Annotated in this window: 10 protein-coding genes, 1 tRNA gene and 1 other RNA gene; 9 read left to right on the top strand and 3 right to left on the bottom strand. The window is 74.9% G+C overall.

Going from position 1 to position 15,104, the window contains the following annotated elements; all coding sequences use genetic code 11:
• Window position 1: 1 nt before the first annotated feature.
• Together EL245_RS13875 and ffs are read right to left on the bottom strand one after the other, a co-directional pair.
• Entirely contained in the window at window positions 2-3,214 is a 3,213-nt protein-coding gene (locus EL245_RS13875; protein ID WP_126382872.1) for a DNA polymerase III subunit gamma and tau, read from the bottom strand.
• Window positions 3,215-3,436: 222 nt separating this feature from the next.
• An RNA gene (gene ffs, locus EL245_RS09230) (signal recognition particle sRNA small type) lies at window positions 3,437-3,531 on the bottom strand.
• A 154-nt stretch (window positions 3,532-3,685) separates the two neighbouring features.
• On the opposite strand from ffs, the gene EL245_RS09225 reads away from it, so the two are divergent.
• The 9 genes from EL245_RS09225 to EL245_RS09185 all read left to right on the top strand — a co-directional run bounded on the left by EL245_RS09225 (window position 3,686) and on the right by EL245_RS09185 (window position 13,559).
• Window positions 3,686-3,773 (top strand) — tRNA-Ser (locus EL245_RS09225).
• Window positions 3,774-4,043: 270 nt separating this feature from the next.
• Complete coding sequence (locus EL245_RS09220) at window positions 4,044-4,601, top strand: septum formation family protein (protein WP_161512735.1); 558 nt, start codon at window positions 4,044-4,046, stop codon at window positions 4,599-4,601.
• Window positions 4,602-4,925: 324 nt separating this feature from the next.
• The gene (locus tag EL245_RS09215) at window positions 4,926-5,264 is read left to right on the top strand and encodes a type II toxin-antitoxin system VapB family antitoxin (RefSeq protein WP_126382870.1); all 339 of its coding nucleotides are present in this window, start codon (window positions 4,926-4,928) and stop codon (window positions 5,262-5,264) included.
• A 402-nt stretch (window positions 5,265-5,666) separates the two neighbouring features.
• Window positions 5,667-7,040, top strand: a complete 1,374-nt coding sequence (locus EL245_RS13255; protein ID WP_161512734.1) for a hypothetical protein — start codon at window positions 5,667-5,669, stop codon at window positions 7,038-7,040.
• Window positions 7,037-7,315, top strand: coding sequence for a hypothetical protein (locus tag EL245_RS09205; RefSeq protein WP_126382869.1), 279 nt, complete (start codon window positions 7,037-7,039; stop codon window positions 7,313-7,315). Before EL245_RS13255 ends, EL245_RS09205 begins: the two co-directional genes overlap by 4 nt.
• On the top strand, window positions 7,312-8,655 hold the full coding sequence (locus EL245_RS09200) for an EsaB/YukD family protein (protein WP_161512733.1): 1,344 nt from the start codon (window positions 7,312-7,314) through the stop codon (window positions 8,653-8,655). Before EL245_RS09205 ends, EL245_RS09200 begins: the two co-directional genes overlap by 4 nt.
• On the top strand, window positions 8,652-9,587 hold the full coding sequence (locus tag EL245_RS09195) for a hypothetical protein (protein ID WP_126382867.1): 936 nt from the start codon (window positions 8,652-8,654) through the stop codon (window positions 9,585-9,587). Before EL245_RS09200 ends, EL245_RS09195 begins: the two co-directional genes overlap by 4 nt.
• Window positions 9,584-12,895 (top strand): type VII secretion protein EccCa, encoded by a 3,312-nt coding sequence (eccCa, locus tag EL245_RS09190; protein WP_126382866.1) that lies wholly within the window; start codon window positions 9,584-9,586, stop codon window positions 12,893-12,895. The genes EL245_RS09195 and eccCa overlap by 4 nt, the downstream gene beginning before the upstream one ends.
• A 52-nt stretch (window positions 12,896-12,947) precedes the next feature.
• Window positions 12,948-13,559 carry a LytR C-terminal domain-containing protein gene (locus EL245_RS09185; protein WP_126382865.1) on the top strand — a complete coding sequence of 204 codons (612 nt, stop codon included), beginning with the start codon at window positions 12,948-12,950 and terminating at the stop codon, window positions 13,557-13,559.
• Between the two features lie 101 nt (window positions 13,560-13,660).
• On the opposite strand, the gene EL245_RS09180 is transcribed toward EL245_RS09185, so the two are convergent.
• Window positions 13,661-15,070: a uracil-xanthine permease family protein gene (locus tag EL245_RS09180; RefSeq protein ID WP_126382864.1), complete on the bottom strand. Its 1,410-nt coding sequence runs from the start codon at window positions 15,068-15,070 to the stop codon at window positions 13,661-13,663.
• Window positions 15,071-15,104: the final 34 nt, after the last annotated feature.

The following is a 15,104-nucleotide window of genomic DNA, read 5'->3' as shown; positions in this document are numbered from 1 at the left end:
GTCAGCGTCCCTCCTGCGTCACGGTGATCTCCTCCAGGACGGTTGCGCCCAGGAGGCGCTTGACGACCTCCAGGCCGACGACGCCGGCCTCCTCGGCGTCCTCGTCATCCTCACTGGGCAGGTCCTCCTCGACCCGCACCACTCCTCGGGCGGAGGCTGTCACTGGCTGCCCGCGGGCCGCGGCACGGGCGGCCGCCTGAGCCGCAGCCACCCGCCCGCTGGCCGCCCCCGGCGTCCACACGTCCTCCGGCCCGTCCGGGTCCCCGGGCTCCTCGGGCAGCGGGACGCCGTCGGAGAAGGTCGCCGGACCGCCGCGAGCCCCACCTCGCCCGACCGCCCCGGCACCACCTGGCGCAGCGGTCGGCAGGTCCGGCAGGGCGCGCAGGCGGTGGACCGTGGCCAGCGGCGGTCCGCCGGCAGTCTCCGCCCCCGCATCCGGCTCCCCGGGGTCCGGAGGGCCCGGCTCCAAGGGATCCACCGCTGACGGCGCGCTCGGACCGTCATGCCCGTACCCCGAGGCTGTCGGGGCGGTCCGGGCCCGTGCAGCCCCGTCCGGAGCCACCGTCTCCCCCGGCACCGCAGACCCTGCCTGCACCACGGGTCGATCCGGACCCGCAGGAACTCCCGGGCCGGAAGGACCCTCCGCCTCCGCGGCGAGCCCGGGAGAGGACACGGCCTCAGGGGCCCACCCCTCCCCGGGGGCATCGGCGCTCGGCCAGGCCGGTCGGTGCGCCGTCCCCTCCTCGACCTCGGACGCACCGGAGGAGGCGGAGCCCGCCGTCCCGGCTGGGGCCGATGACCCGGCACCCGGGCTCTCCTCGCCCGGGCCCTCGCGGGGCGCAGAACCAGACGACGCCTGGGCCAGGTCCGGACCACCCACGGGGCCGGTCTGCGAGGCCGTGGAGCCCGACAACGAGCTCAGGGCCCCCACCGGGTCGGCTGGGACCCGCTCGGCCGAGCCACGTCGCCCGCCCGGGACCGCGACCTCCCCCCAGCCGTCGTCCTCGTCGTCGGCGCCCGCCTCGGGCGAGGCCGCGACGGGGGCGGCCGGTGCGACACCGGGCGCACGAGAGACGCCAGACCCCGGCGGCGTCGCCGGGGAGCCGGACCGAGCCGGGTCCGTCTCCAGAGCCGCTGAGGCCTCGTGAGCGTCCTGAGCCTCTGGGGCCTCTAGGGCCTCTGGTGCGCTGCCCGCGGCGGCGCGGGCAGGGCCCGTCCCCCGGTCCTCGTGCCCTCGGCGGGGCGCACCGGTGCCGGAGTCAGCCACCACGGGGCCGCGCGGAGCGCCCCCCGGGCCTCGCCCCCCACCCGGGCCGGCAGGACCACCGCCCGGCCCCGCGGCACCACCGCCCGGCCCCGCGGCACCACCGCCCGGCCCCGCGGCACCACCGCCCGGGCCGGCAGGACCACCGCCCGGGCCGGCAGGACCACCGCCCGGGCCGGCGGGGCCACCGCCCGGGCCGGCGAGCACCGCGTGGACCTCGAGGTCGAGGCCGAGGGCCTGGTGGAGGGCACTGGACAGGATCGGCCCGTGGCCACCGTTCTCAAAGGCGTTGACCAGGCCCTGGGCCGTGAAGAGGACCTCGAAGACGCCGCCGGTGATGGTCCCCGGCTGCGAGTTGGGACCCACGAGCGCCCACGTCGCCCGACGCGAGCGCTTGGCCGCCTCGAGGACCTCCTCCCAGCGGGTGCGGATCATCTCGGCCTCCGCAGCGTCCTCGGCGGGCAGGTCGTCGCGCCTCCGTTGCCCGGGCGCCGCCGGGGCCGGCGTCTGGGGCCCGGTCTCGGCCAGGGGCTCGTCCCAGCCGTCCTCGCCCCGCTGCGGCGCCACGGGAGCGGAGCCCCAGGACCCCGCGCCCGGACCGGTCGGGTGGGCCGGCGTCGGCTCCGCGGGCCGGGTGGGGGCGGCCGCCTGGGACCGGCGGTCCTCCTGCGCACCGGCTCCGCCCGCGGCCGCCCGGACCTCGGGGGCCGGCGTCCCGGCCTGAGCGGCGGAGCGCTGGGCGATCCGCGCAGCCATCGCCCGCCCCTGCCCCGGTGCCGAGGTCCCGCCGGAGGGGGAGACGGCCGGGGACGTGGCCTGGTCGGGATCGGGGTGGGCGGCGCTCTGCCGGTGGACCGGGACGAGGAGGCGGGCCATGAGCAGCTCGAGCTGCAGGCGCGGGGAGGTCGCCCCGACCATCTGCCCCAGGGCCTGGGCCGTCATGTCAGCGGCACGCGACAGGCCAGCCGCCCCGACGGTGCGCGCCTGGACCTCCATCCTGGCCAGCTGGTCGGGGGGCAGCGAGCCGAGCGCCGGTCCGGCCTGAGCGCCGGCCAGGGCGATGACGAGCAGGTCGCGCAGCCGCTGAAGGAGGTCCTCGACGAAGCGCCGGGGGTCGTGTCCTGAGGAGACGACCCGCTCCACGACCCGGAAGACCCCCGCGCCGTCGGCCGCGGCGACGGCGTCCACGCACTGGTCGAGCATCGTGGTGTCCGTGTAGCCCAGGAGGGACACGGCCCGCTCGTAGTCGACCTCGCCATCGACCGCGCCGCCGATGAGCTGGTCCATGACCGACAGGGTGTCGCGCACCGACCCGCCCCCGGCGCGCACGACCAGCGGGAAGACACCGGGCCCCACGGTGACTCCCTCGGCGCCGCACAGGTGGCCGAGGTAGCCCTCGAGCGTCTCGGGCGGCACGAGGCGGAAGGGGTAGTGGTGGGTACGCGAGCGGATCGTGCCGATGACCTTCTCCGGCTCGGTGGTGGCGAAGATGAACTTCACGTGCGCCGGCGGCTCCTCGACGAGTTTGAGCAGGGCGTTGAACCCCTGGGGGGTGACCATGTGGGCCTCGTCGAGGATGAAGATCTTGTAGCGGTCCCTCGCCGGCGCGAAGGAGGCCCGCTCGCGCAGGTCGCGGGCGTCGTCGACGCCGTTGTGGCTCGCCGCGTCGATCTCGACGACGTCGAGGCTGCCCGGTCCGCCTGTGGCCAGGTCCCGGCAGGAGGGGCAGGAGCCGCAGGGGGTGTCCGAGGGGAAGCGCTCGCAGTTGAGGCACCGTGCCAGGATCCTGGCGCTCGTCGTCTTGCCGCAGCCGCGCGGGCCCGAGAAGAGGTAGGCGTGAGTGACGCGGTCCCCGCGCAGCGCCGCCATGAGCGGAGTGGTCACGTGCTCCTGGCCGATGACCTCCTGGAAGGTGTCGGGGCGGTAGCGGCGGTACAAGGCGGTGGTCACGGTCCGACTCTAAACGGGGCCGGCGACGGGCACCATCGTCACCCCAGAGCCGCCGTGCCCCCGCGCCTTCATCCGCCGAGACTGCACTCCCGCCTGCCGAGCTCGTACCTTCCGCATCGGGACCGCACCCTTACCGTGCGATCGAGGGGCACGGGGTACGAACACGGCGTCGGCCGCCGGGAGACACAGCACCGGGAGGCGCCGGAAGGAAGGCGCACGGCGAGGCAGGACCCCCCGTGCACCCGCCAGAGCCCGCTTACCCTTGCTACCTTCCGGTCCTGGGGGATTCACTGGATGACGCCGCACGAGGGGCCGTCAGGAAGTGTACCCGACGCCGCGGGCCTCGGCGCTCGCCGCGGAGCCAGACTCCGGGTGACCGATGCCACCACGGGAGACTGGCACCCGGGTGCGCCGGTCCGATATATTCCAGTCCCGTTGCACGCGCTCGACCCAGGTCCGCGCGGCACGCCTGGAGGATTCGCCTAGTGGCCTATGGCGCACGCTTGGAAAGCGTGTTGGGTGCAAGCCCTCGGGGGTTCGAATCCCCCATCCTCCGCCACCAACGGTCGCCACCCGCTCCGCCCAGACCGCGGACCCCGCCTCGGGGCGACTTCCTGGCCCCGCTCACCGAACCGCTTCAGGTCGACGGACGACCCGCCGCGCCTGCGCCGCCGGCCCGGGCGCTCGCCTCGCCCTCCTCAACCCCTCCTCAACGGCCTCTCCGTGCCGTGGACCCTGCACGCGACGACGGGGACGGTGGGGACGACGATGGGGCGATGGGGACAAGACCCCATCGCGCCCTGACGGAAGTTCTTGCATGATGGGCGCCATGCGCACAAAGACCCACGCCCTTGCCCTTCCTGCCGCCGCCCTCCTCGCCCTCGGCCTTGCCGCCTGCGGCGACCAGGTGCCCGTCGACACCGCGGAGACCGACTCCTCGAGCTCCACCAGCCAGGAGAGCACCGGCACGGACGACACGAACACCACCGCCTCCGACGAGGAGGTCGACACGACGACCGAGGACACCTCGGCCCTTGACCTCAAGGTCGGCGACTGCTTCAACGACGAGGGAACCTCCGGCACCTCCGTCACCTCCGTCCCCACCATCGACTGCAACGCCCCGCACACGTACGAGGTCTACTACGAGGAGGACCTGACGACCTCCTCCGCCCCCACCGGCACCGAGGTCGACGCCCTCGGGACGGAGATCTGCGAGCCCGCCTTCGAGACCTTCGTCGGCATCGACTACGCCTCCTCCGTGTACATGTACTCCTACCTCTACCCGAGCGCCGACACCTGGGCGACCGGGGACCGGACGGTCACCTGCGTGATCAGCAGCACCGACGGCTCCCAGCTGACGGGGAGCGTGGAGGGCACGGCCATGTGACCTGCTCGGAGGGCAGCCTCCGGGGTCTCAGCCGGTCACAGCGCTCCGCGACCCCGGCTCGCCCGACACGCGACCTCACCGAGCATCCCCTCACACCTGGCAGACGACGGTGCGACGCCCCGACGGCGTCGCACCGTCGTCGCGCGTTGAACAGGCCCTGGACTCAGCCGCTCAGGGACTCACCACGGCGACGGACCGTCGCGACCTGGAACCGTCCGGCACGGGCAGGCGCTACCCGGCACGGACGGCCGGGAGCGACACCGACGGGCCACGCGCCGGGGCGCCACGACCCCGGACCTGAGCGCCTCCGGCTACGATGGGCGCGTGATCTTCAAGGCAGTCGGCGAGTCCGCACCCTATCCCGCCCACGGGAAGACGGATCAGCGCGACTGGTCGGTCATCGCACCACGGCAGGTCCGCCTCGACCAGCTGACGACGACTCGCGCCACCCTGGACCTGCGCGACCTGCTCGACGACGACTCGACCTTCTTCGGCGACCTCTTCGCCCACGTGGTGTCATGGCGCGGGAACCTCTACCTGGAGACCGGGCTCCACCGCGCGCTGCGCGCTGCGCTGCAGGGCCGGATGAGCATCCACGCCCGCATCCTGGAGATCGACGGCGACGGCAAGCCGATCCCCGCCCCGCCACCGCCCGACCTCTGAGGACTGCGCCGACCACGCCGGCGGCGCCGACCGTCTCTACCTCTCCCGCGCCCGGTCAGTGAGCCGGGCCGAGGACACCGACTCCCAGGGCCCGGCCCGCGCACACCTGTGCCGCGCACCCGGCCGCTCCCCTTCCGTGAGGCTCACGCGTCCTCTGGCACGGCGCCGATCTCACGCGCCCCCGCCTTGGTGTGCGCCACACAGGAACGCCGGTTGAGCGCGCCGTCCCCTGGGCCGGACCACCCTGCCCGGCGGACCGTGGTCGTCTATCTCGCCGACCGATGACATACTCGTGACCGGAACGAGATCAGCACGGGGTGCGCCCCCGGCACAGACAGACCAGCAGACGGACCACGACCCGCACACTCGACCAGCCTCCAACCCCTGGCAAAGGAGACGCACATGACCTCGCACACAGCGGCACCACCGCTGCCCGCGGGCTGCCGCGCCGCCTCGAGGAAGGCCGTCGGTGCCAGCATCGTCATCGACGTGCTCACCATCGTCCTGCCCCTGGCCACGAGCCTGATCCTGCCCGGTCCAGCCACGCTGCGGCTCCTCCTCGCGCTGGTCTCCATCGGCCTGTGGGTCCTGACCGTCGTCGCGCACTGCCTCTACGGGCGAGCGCTGGGCGGGGTGGTCCTCGGCCTGCTCACCGTCGACGCCGAGGCGGGCCTGCCCACCGGCACGCCCCGAGCCCTGCTGGCTGTCGCGGCTCTCGGAACCGCCAGGGGCGCGACCGTGCTTGACATCACGAACGGCCCGGACCCCTCGACCGGGACGCTCGACGAGCTCGACGCCCGCGCCGCCGAGCACGGAGCCCAGGGATCACCGCAGGAGACAGCGGTCACCGGCCAGGGCGCAGCCCCGATCGGGCAGGCGCCTGCGATGGCCGACAGCTCGCAGGCGGCTGCCATCCTCGCCGCCACCGAGCAGCGCGGGCCCCGCTCACCGATCACGACGGTGCCGGGCAACCCAGCCCGGACCCCCGCGACGGGGCTCCCGCCGGTGGTCGAGCAGCACACGGCGGTCATGCCCCCGGTGACCACGCCTCGACCGGCGTCCACACCCGCGCCCTCGAGCACGCCCCCGCCTCCGCCCCCGCCGACCCCGCAGGAGCTGTCCGCGTCCGCGCCTCAGCCCGCGGCCCGCAGGGCCGCCGTCCAGCCCACCCGGGCCCCGGCACCCGCTCAGGCGCCCGCACAGGCAGCCGCTGTCCCGCCGCCGCCCCGACCGGCCAGCGCCCAGCCCATCCAGGCCACTCAGGTCCCCCGGGCACCCCAGTCCCCGCTCACCGCCCCGGCGCCGCAGGTCGCGCCTCCGGTCGTCCGCTCCGCCCCGCCGGCACCCCCGACGAGCCCCGCCGACCACCGGAGCCCCACGGGCTCGCAGCGCCCCGAGGCTCCGGCTGGCACTCCGCCCACGGTCATCCGCTCCGCCCCGTCAGCGGCCCAGGCGCCCGCGGCGCCGTCAGTGCCGTCGGTGCCGTCAGTGCCGTCAGTGCCGTCAGTGCCGTCGGTTCCTCCGACCAGCCGGACGAGCCCCGCGGTCCCGCCTCGTCACGAGGCGCCCGCAGCCTCATCGCCGGTCGGGGGGCGTCACGCGAGCGCCGTCACCCCCGCCGGCCCCACCGACTCGGCCCCCCAGCCCCCGACGGTGACCCGCAAGTCCCTGCGCAACCAGGCGGCGCCCACGGTCACCCGGAAGTCCCTGCGCGCCATGGAGCGTGAGCGGCTCGCCCAGATCGAGCGCGAGCGGCTTGAGAAGGCTGCAGGATGAGTCGCGTCAAGGACGTGGCCCCCGACGACCTCGACATGGAGTCGACCCGGGTCCGTCGTGCCTGGCTGCGCGCGGCCCTCGAGCACGGTGGTCCTCCGGGTGCCGACCGCCGTCAGGCCCCCTGGCTCCTGGCCTCCCTGCTCGTGGCCTCGCTGGCCTGCGCGGGATGCGTCGGGTACGCCGCGGTGTCCTCGCTGACCGAGCCCACGGCGTCGCAGGCGACGACCACCGGCCCGGCCAGCCCCTCACCGGCCGACCAGCAGGAGCGGCAATGATCCCCTACACCCGCGTCACCCTCCTGGCCGAGTCCTCCCGTGCGGAGCTCGCCATGCCCTCGACCGAGCCGGTCGGCGCGCAGATGCCCTCGCTGCTCGAGCTGCTGGGCGCCACCGCCCCGGCCAGGACCGCCTCCGGCACCCCGGAGGACGAGCCCGCAGGCCAGCAGGCCCCGCCCACCCACCTCGTGCGTGCGGACGGCCGGCTCATCGACCCCGAGCTCGACCTGGCCAGCCAGCAGGTGCTCGACGGCGAGGTCCTGCGGCTCGTCGCCCTGGAGAACATCCCCGCTCCCACGCGCGTGTCCGACCTGAGCGCCCCCCTGTCCGAGATGACCCGCACCCACCCGGGGCGGTGGCGACCCACCGACCGTCTCAGGGGCACGAGCGCGGTCCTCGGCCTGTGCGTGGCGGGCACCGCCTGGCCTCTCCTGCGCGAGCTGTCGACGACCGGGCACGTGTGGGCCAGCCTCCTCGCCGTCCTCCTGCTCAGCGTTCCGGTCGCCTGGAGGATCGGCGCCCCCCGCCCGGCGGGTTGGGAGGTGCCGGCCGCGGGCGTCCTCGTCGGCCTCCTGGGCGCCGAGGCCCTGGCCCTCGCCCTGGGAGGGCCCGACCACGGGCTGCCTGCTGCGGTGGCGCTCGTCCTGGTCACGACGGCGGGAGCCGGACTGGGCGCGCGCAGGCCCGGATGGGCGCTCGGTGCGGGGGTCGGACTCGCCGTGGAGGGGATGTGGCTCCTCGTCGCGGCCCTGTCGCCCAGCGCCCTGCTCGCCCACGGGATCCTGGCCGTCGCCGCCCTCGTGCTCACCGGGTCGCTGCCGTGGGTCGCGCTGACCGTCTCGGGCGCGGCGCGCCTTGACGACACGGTGCTCACCGGCACCCTGCCCCCTCGCTCCCGGGTCCGGCGCTCGCTGGCCACGAGCCACGACGTCCTCGTCGTGTCCTGCATCGTGTCGGCCGTGGCGGTGGCGGCCACGACGGCCGCACTGGCCGTCGGCTCCGACCCGTGGGGCTGGGCACTGGCTCTCGCCGTCGTCCTCGCGACCGCGCTGCGCTCCAGGGCCTTCCCCCTGCGGGTCGAGGTGATCTCGCTGTGGCTGGCCTGCCTGCCCGCCCCGCTGCTGCTCCTGGCCGGCCTCGAGCCCCCGGCGCGGCTGGCGGTGCTCGCCCTGGTGGTCGTGCTGCTGAGCGGAGCCTGCCTCTACCGGCCTGCGCCTCACACCCGTGTGCGCCTGCAGCGCACCGGGGACCTGGTCGAGGCCGCCGCAACGGCCTCGACGATCCCCCTGCTGTGCGGCCTCAACGGGCTCTTCAGCCATCTTCTGGGCCTGTTCTCATGAGCCTGACGACCCTGGAGCCGGGTGCCCGGACCCCTCGGACCGCGCCCGCTGCCCCGACCGGGGGCCTGCGGGACCTTGTGCGCGACGCCGACCTGCTCGGCCTGGCCCTCGGCGGGGCCGTGTCCTCTCGACGCCGCGTCATCCGCTCCCACGAGGCGATCTGCCGCGCGCTGCCCCGCACCTGCCGCCTGGCCGTGGTCCCATCCGTCCACGGCTGCGGGTCGACGACCCTGGCGGTCCAGCTCACCGGTGCCCTTGTCAGGGCACGGCGTCTGCCCGGGACCCTTGTCGCCGCCTCCCCGGGACCCGGCGGCCCCTCCGCCGCCCTGCCCTTCGAGGTCATCTGGGACGCCGGCCAGCCCCGGGCCGCCGACGCCGCCGGTCCCGAGCAGGGCACCGCGGTGGGGAGCCACGGGCACCTGCCCGCCTCACCGGGGACCGGCCTGCCCACCGGCCCCGACGGGCTGACCTCCTGCCTGCGCCTGCCCACCGAGGGCGACACCCTGCCCGCGCCGTGGGCACGCGCCCACGAGGAGCTGTCCACCTCGCCCGACACCTGGGTGGTCGAGACCGGGGTCCTGGCCACCGAGGAGATCGCGGAGCTGGCCCGCGCCCACCACGTCATCGTGCTCGTTTCCCCCGCCAGACGCCGGCAGCTCGAGCGCAGCCGGCTCCTTGTCGACCGGCTCTCACGCACGATGCCGCCCCTGGGCGCACCCGCGGTCCTCCACGCCGTCGTCGCGACCTCGCCAGGACGTCCGCTCCTGCCTCGCCTGAGCCCGGCAGAGACGCTCGTGCCCCACGACCCGGCGCTGGCCGGGGCCCCGGGCCCGGTGCCCTTGAGACGGCGCACGGCGGCCGCGATCTGCGAGATCGCCGCGCAGGCCGTCGAGGCCACCGGCAGCTCCCTGCGGCGAGGTGAGGCACCGTGATCCGAGTCATCGACCGCCCGGAGCGCGGCTCAGGTCCCACCGAGGCACCCTCCCCCGTCATCCTCCCCTCGCCCCCCGCACACACGGGCACCGGCTCGGGCCAGCTCATGCCGGTCGGTCCGGCTCTCACTCTTGTCGGAGCCGGCTCGGCCCTCGTCGTCACCGCCGTGGCGCGCTCGAACGTCATCCTCGTCGTGCTCGCCGCCCTCGTGGCGGTCGGCACCGCGGTCGGCCTGCTCGTCACCGTCACGTCACGGCGCGGGACCCAGGCGCGTCAGCGCCGTGAGCAGCGCACCCGGTACCTGCGCTCGCTCATGGCCGCGACCGCCGAGCTCGAGCGCACCGCCCAGGAGACCCGACGAGGCGCCCACCTGACCCACCCCGGCCCCTCGGCGCTGCCCGCCTGGGCGATCGACCCGGCCCGACGCTGGGCACGTCGCCGCACGGACCCTGACTTCCTTCTCCTGAGGGCCGGAACCGCCGACCTGCACCTGCCCCTGGCGGCCATGCCCCCGCAGGCCGACACGGCCGCGGCCGACCCCCAGCTCCTGGCCCAGGCGCGGGCGGTCGTGCGCGCCCACGCCGTCCAGGAGGCCATGCCCGCACTCATCGACCTCGACGGCGCCGGCCAGGTCAGCATCGTCGGACCGCGAGAGCTCGCCCGGGACCTGGCTCGCACGCTCCTCGTCCAGGCCGCCGTCCACCACAGCCCCCAGGACCTGCACATCGCCCTGGCCCACGACGAGCCCTGCGCCCCCCACTGGGACTGCGTCTCCCGGTTGCCGCACCTCACGATCGACGGGTCCTTCGACGGCCCGGTGGCGAGCCGGCGGGTCGCGGCCGACCAGGGCGCCCTCGAGGAGGTCCTGGGCCCGGAGATCGCCGCGGCCGCCAAGGCGGCGGCCGAGCGCAGACGCACCGGGACCGAGCACGAGCTGCGCCGCTCCACCCGCCTGCTCGTCGTCCTCGACACCGACCGGGTGTCTCGTGACCTGGCCATCCCTGACTCCTCCCTCGGCGCCCAGGACATCGGCGCCACCGTCATCCACCTCCTGACCGACGCGAGCCTGGAGCCGGCGGGCACCAGGCTGCGGCTGGCGCTGCGCCGGGACGGCACGGTCGAGGTCAGCGACCCGCGGGCGTCCGAGGGCCCCGGTTCTCGCCCCCGGGTCGTCCTCGCCGACCGTCTGGGCCCCGCGCTGGCCGAGGGGGTGAGCCGCGCCCTGGCGCCGCTGCGCGTGCCCCGGACGACGCAGGCAGCGGACCCGGGGCGCTCAACCGCCACCCTGCTCGGTCTGGGGGACCCCGGGGCCCTCGACCCGGAGCGTGCCTGGGCGCCGCGTCCGGCGCGCGACTTCCTGCGCGTGCCCATCGGTACCGATGACACGGGCCGACCGGTCCTGCTCGACCTCAAGGAGGCCGCCCAGCTGGGCGTGGGGCCGCACGGACTGTGCGTGGGAGCGACGGGCTCGGGCAAGTCCGAGCTCATGCGCACCCTCGTGACGGCGCTGGCCGCCGGGCACCGCCCTGAGGACCTCACGATGGTGCTCGTCGACGTCAAGGGCGGAGCGACCTTCGCGCCCTTCGCGGGGCTGCCTCATGTCGTGGGCCTCATCGACCACCTCGTGGCCGACCCCGGCCTGGCCCGCAGGGCCCGCACGGCGATCGCCGGGGAGGTCATGCGCCGCCAGGAGCAGCTGCGCCAGGCGGGCTCACCAGACATCAGCCACTACCGCCTGCGGCGCGCGGACCACCCTGAGATGCCGCCCCTGGCCCACCAGCTCATCATCATCGACGGCCTCGGTGAGCTGCTCGACACCGATCCGGACTTCGCCGAGCTGCTGCTCACCATCGGCCGGATCGGCCGCGCGGTCGGCGTCCACCTCCTGCTCACCAGTCAGCACCTTCCCGGAGCCGGCCTGCGCGACCTCGACGCCTACCTGTCCTACCGCATCGTCCTGCGCACCTTCTCGGAGGCCGAGTCCGTGGCCGTCCTGGGGCGGCCCGACGCGTTCCACCTGCCCGCCACGCCCGGCTACGGGTACCTGTCGGTCGACACGAGCGTCTACACCCGCCTGCGCGCCGCGCACGTGTCAGCCCCTGTCGAGCAGCGAGCCCCCTCCCCCGAGCCGGAGGAGGTCGACGAGCCCGTCCCCGTGCGCCTGCCGGTCTTCAACGGCCTGAGCCCCAGCGAGCGCCGCGTCGGTCCTCCTCCGGCCTCGAGGAGGCCGGGTCTGAGCGTCCTGGAGCAGGTGGTCTCCCGTCTGCGCGACGACAGCCGCCGCGGCCCGCAGGTGTGGCTGCCCCCGCTGCCCCGGGCGCTCCCGCTGCCGGCTGTCTACGGCGCCCCGCTCGACCGCGGTCCCCACGGCGTCACGGCCCCGGGGCGGGTCCGCTCGACCGTCGGGCTGACCGTCCCCGTCGGCCTGCTCGACGACCCCTCCTACCAGCGCCAGGTCCCCTGGGTGATCGACCTGGGCGCCAGGGGCGGCCACGTGTGCCTCGTCGGCGCGCCCCAGTCCGGCCGCACGACCTTCCTGTGGACCCTGGCCGTCTCGGCGGCACTGACCGTCCGGCCCGAGCGACTCACCTTCTACGGGCTCGACGCCATCGGCGGGTCCATGGCGCACCTCAAGCCCCTGCCCAACGTCGCTGAGGTCGCCACCCGCGGGGACCGCGCCCGGATGCGCCGGGTCCTCGACGAGCTCGCCTCGATGCTCGACCACCGCGAGCGCATCCTGTCTGCCCACCGCATCGACTCCCTGGAGATGCTCCGTGAGCAGCACGCGGCCGGGCGGCTGCCGGGCCTGGCCAGCGCCGACGTCGTCGTCCTGGTCGACGGGGCCGGCGTGCTGCGCGCCGACTTCCCCGAGCTGGTCGACTCCCTCGACGAGCTCGTGCACCGGGGGCGACGGCTGGGAGTCCACGTCGTCATGACCGTCTCGCGTCCAGAGGACCTGCCACCGGCCCTGCAGCCCCTGGTCGGCACACGGCTCGAGCTGCGCCTGAGCGACCCTGCGACCTCCCTCATCTCCCCCGAGCTGTCACGCTCCCTGCCCCTCGACGCACCGGGTCGCGTCCTGCGGCCCGACGGGCTCATCGCACAGGTGGCCCTTCCCGTGGAGGACGCCGTCGGCGCCCAGTCGGTGGCCAGCGGCCTCGATCGTCTCGCGCTCGAGCTCCACGACACCTGGGACCCGGGCCCTGCGGCCTCGGTCCGCCTCCTGCCCTCCCAGCCCGTCTCCCGCAGCCACCGAGCCCGTGGGCGCGCGCACCGCGCCGCGCGCAGCGACCAGCGCGTCCGGTGAAGCCCTCCCGCCGCTCGCACGTGCCGGGACGTCGTCCATTACCCTGGGGCGCGTGAGCACCACGCCAGACCCCCGCGCCGAGTACCGCCGTCGTCTCCGTAACCGTCAGACGACCGTGATCGGCGGCACCCTCGCGGCCATGGCGCTGCTCGTGGTGCTCAGCCTCATGGTCTGGACGGGCGTGCTGCCGGTCCCCCTCGACCCGGGCTTCTCCTCGGCCTCGGACGACGCGACCCCGGTGGTCCAGCCCTGCCCGCCCGCCAACGCCGTGACCGTCGAGGTCACCTCTTTCCCCGTCAACGTCTACAACGGCACCGACACCGCCGGCCTGGCCGGCGTCGTGGCCGACGCGCTGTCGGACGCGGGGATCGTCGTGTCCAACACCTCGGACTGGCCCAAGGGCGCCTACACCGGTGAGGTCCAGCTGACCACCTCGGAGTCCGGCCTCGTCAACGCCTACTCGCTGGCCCGGATCTTCACCGGGACCGTCGTCGTCCAGATCGACGAGAACCAGGACCCTGCCGACGCGACGGTCAGTGTCGTCCTCGGCGAGGAGTACTCCGAGAGCATCCTGTCTGCCGGCGAGATCAGCATGCTGCGTGCCGGGGAGGCGATCAGCGCTCCCTCGGGCTGCGCGAGCCCGTCCGCCTCGTCACAGGGCTGACCCGAGGGTCCTGCGGTCGCCGGACATGCTGGGCGGGGCCGCGGCCGCGCCCGACGGCGGCTCTCCTGACGGCCGGCACCGACGACCGGAGCCGACCGGGCTCAGACCTCGTCGGGTCCGGGCTGATCGCCGGAGGCGGCCCGCCGGGAGTGGCGCCGGGCGTAGGCCGGTCCCTCCAGCTCGGTGCCCGCCGGGGCCGAGGCGGGCGAGGCCTGCTCGAGGTTGGTGCCCCGCAGGTTCGAGACGACCCGCATGGCGTGGTAGACGACGAGGGCCGCCGCCGTCCCCAGGGCGATGCCCTCGAAGGTCATGCCGGCCGGTGCCCACGTGAAGTTGGCGATGGCGACGACGAGCGCCACCGCCGCCGTGTTGAGGTTGACCGGGTTGGAGAAGTCCACGCGGTTCTGCACCCAGATGCGCACGCCGAGCATGCCGATCATGCCGTAGAGAACGGTTCCGGCTCCTCCGAGCACGCCCTGGGGGATCGTGGCGATGATCGCCCCGAACTTGGGCATGAGGGACAGCGCGAAGGCGAAGCCCGCGGCCACGACGTAGGCGGCGGTGGAGTACACGCGGGTCGCCGCCATGACCCCGATGTTCTCCGCGTAGGTGGTCGTGCCCGAGCCCCCGCCGCTGCCGGCCAGAACGGTTGCCAGGCCGTCGGCCAGCAGAGCCCTGCCGGTGACGTCGTCGAGGTTGTCCCCGGTCATGGCCGCCACCGACTTGACGTGTCCGACGTTCTCGGCGACGAGGACGAAGACGACCGGGATGAACAGGCCCAGGGTCGAGGAGTCGAAGGCCGGGGCGTGGAAGTGGGGCAGACCGAACCACGCGGCCTGGGAGACCGGCTCGAAGTTCACCTCACCCAGGCACACGGCCACGACGTAGCCGATGAGGACGCCCACGAGGATGGACAGGCGCCCGATGATGCCCTTGAACAGGACCGTGACCAGGCAGATCGAGCCGATCGTGACCAGGGCCGAGACCGGTCCGGCCTGGACGTTGGACCACGCGGCAGGGGCGAGGTTGAGGCCGATGAGCGCCACGATGGCACCCGTGACGACCGGCGGCATGAGCGCGTCGATCCAGCGCACGCCGGCACGGTGGACGATGAGGCCGACCACGGCCAGGGCGGCCCCGGTGGCGATGACGCCGCCCTGGGCGTAGGAGGCGCCCAGGGAGGAGGAGACCGCGAGGATCGGCGCGATGAGCGCGAAGGAGGACCCGAGGTAGGAGGGCAGGCGTCCGGCGGTGATGAGGAAGAACAGGAGCGTGCCGACGGCGCTGAAGAACAGGGTCGTGGCCGGCGGGAAGCCGGTGAGCAGCGGCACGAGGAAGGTGGCGCCGAACATGGCGACGACGTGCTGGGCGCCGATGCCGATGGTCCGCGGCCACGACAGCCGCTCGCCGGCGGCGACCACCGCGCCTGGCGCGATCGAGCGTCCGTCGCCGTGCAGGCGCCAGCCGCGCTGGACACCCCGAGGGGCGGGAGCTGAGGAGGATGACGACACCGTGGTCTCCTGTCGCAGGATCGGGGGTGGACGG

The sequence above is a fragment of the Actinomyces howellii genome (assembly GCF_900637165.1).
Classification (GTDB): Bacteria; Actinomycetota; Actinomycetes; order Actinomycetales; family Actinomycetaceae; genus Actinomyces; species Actinomyces howellii.
The sequence above is the reverse complement of the archived record's forward strand: the minus strand, read 5'-3'. Positions and strand labels throughout refer to the sequence as shown.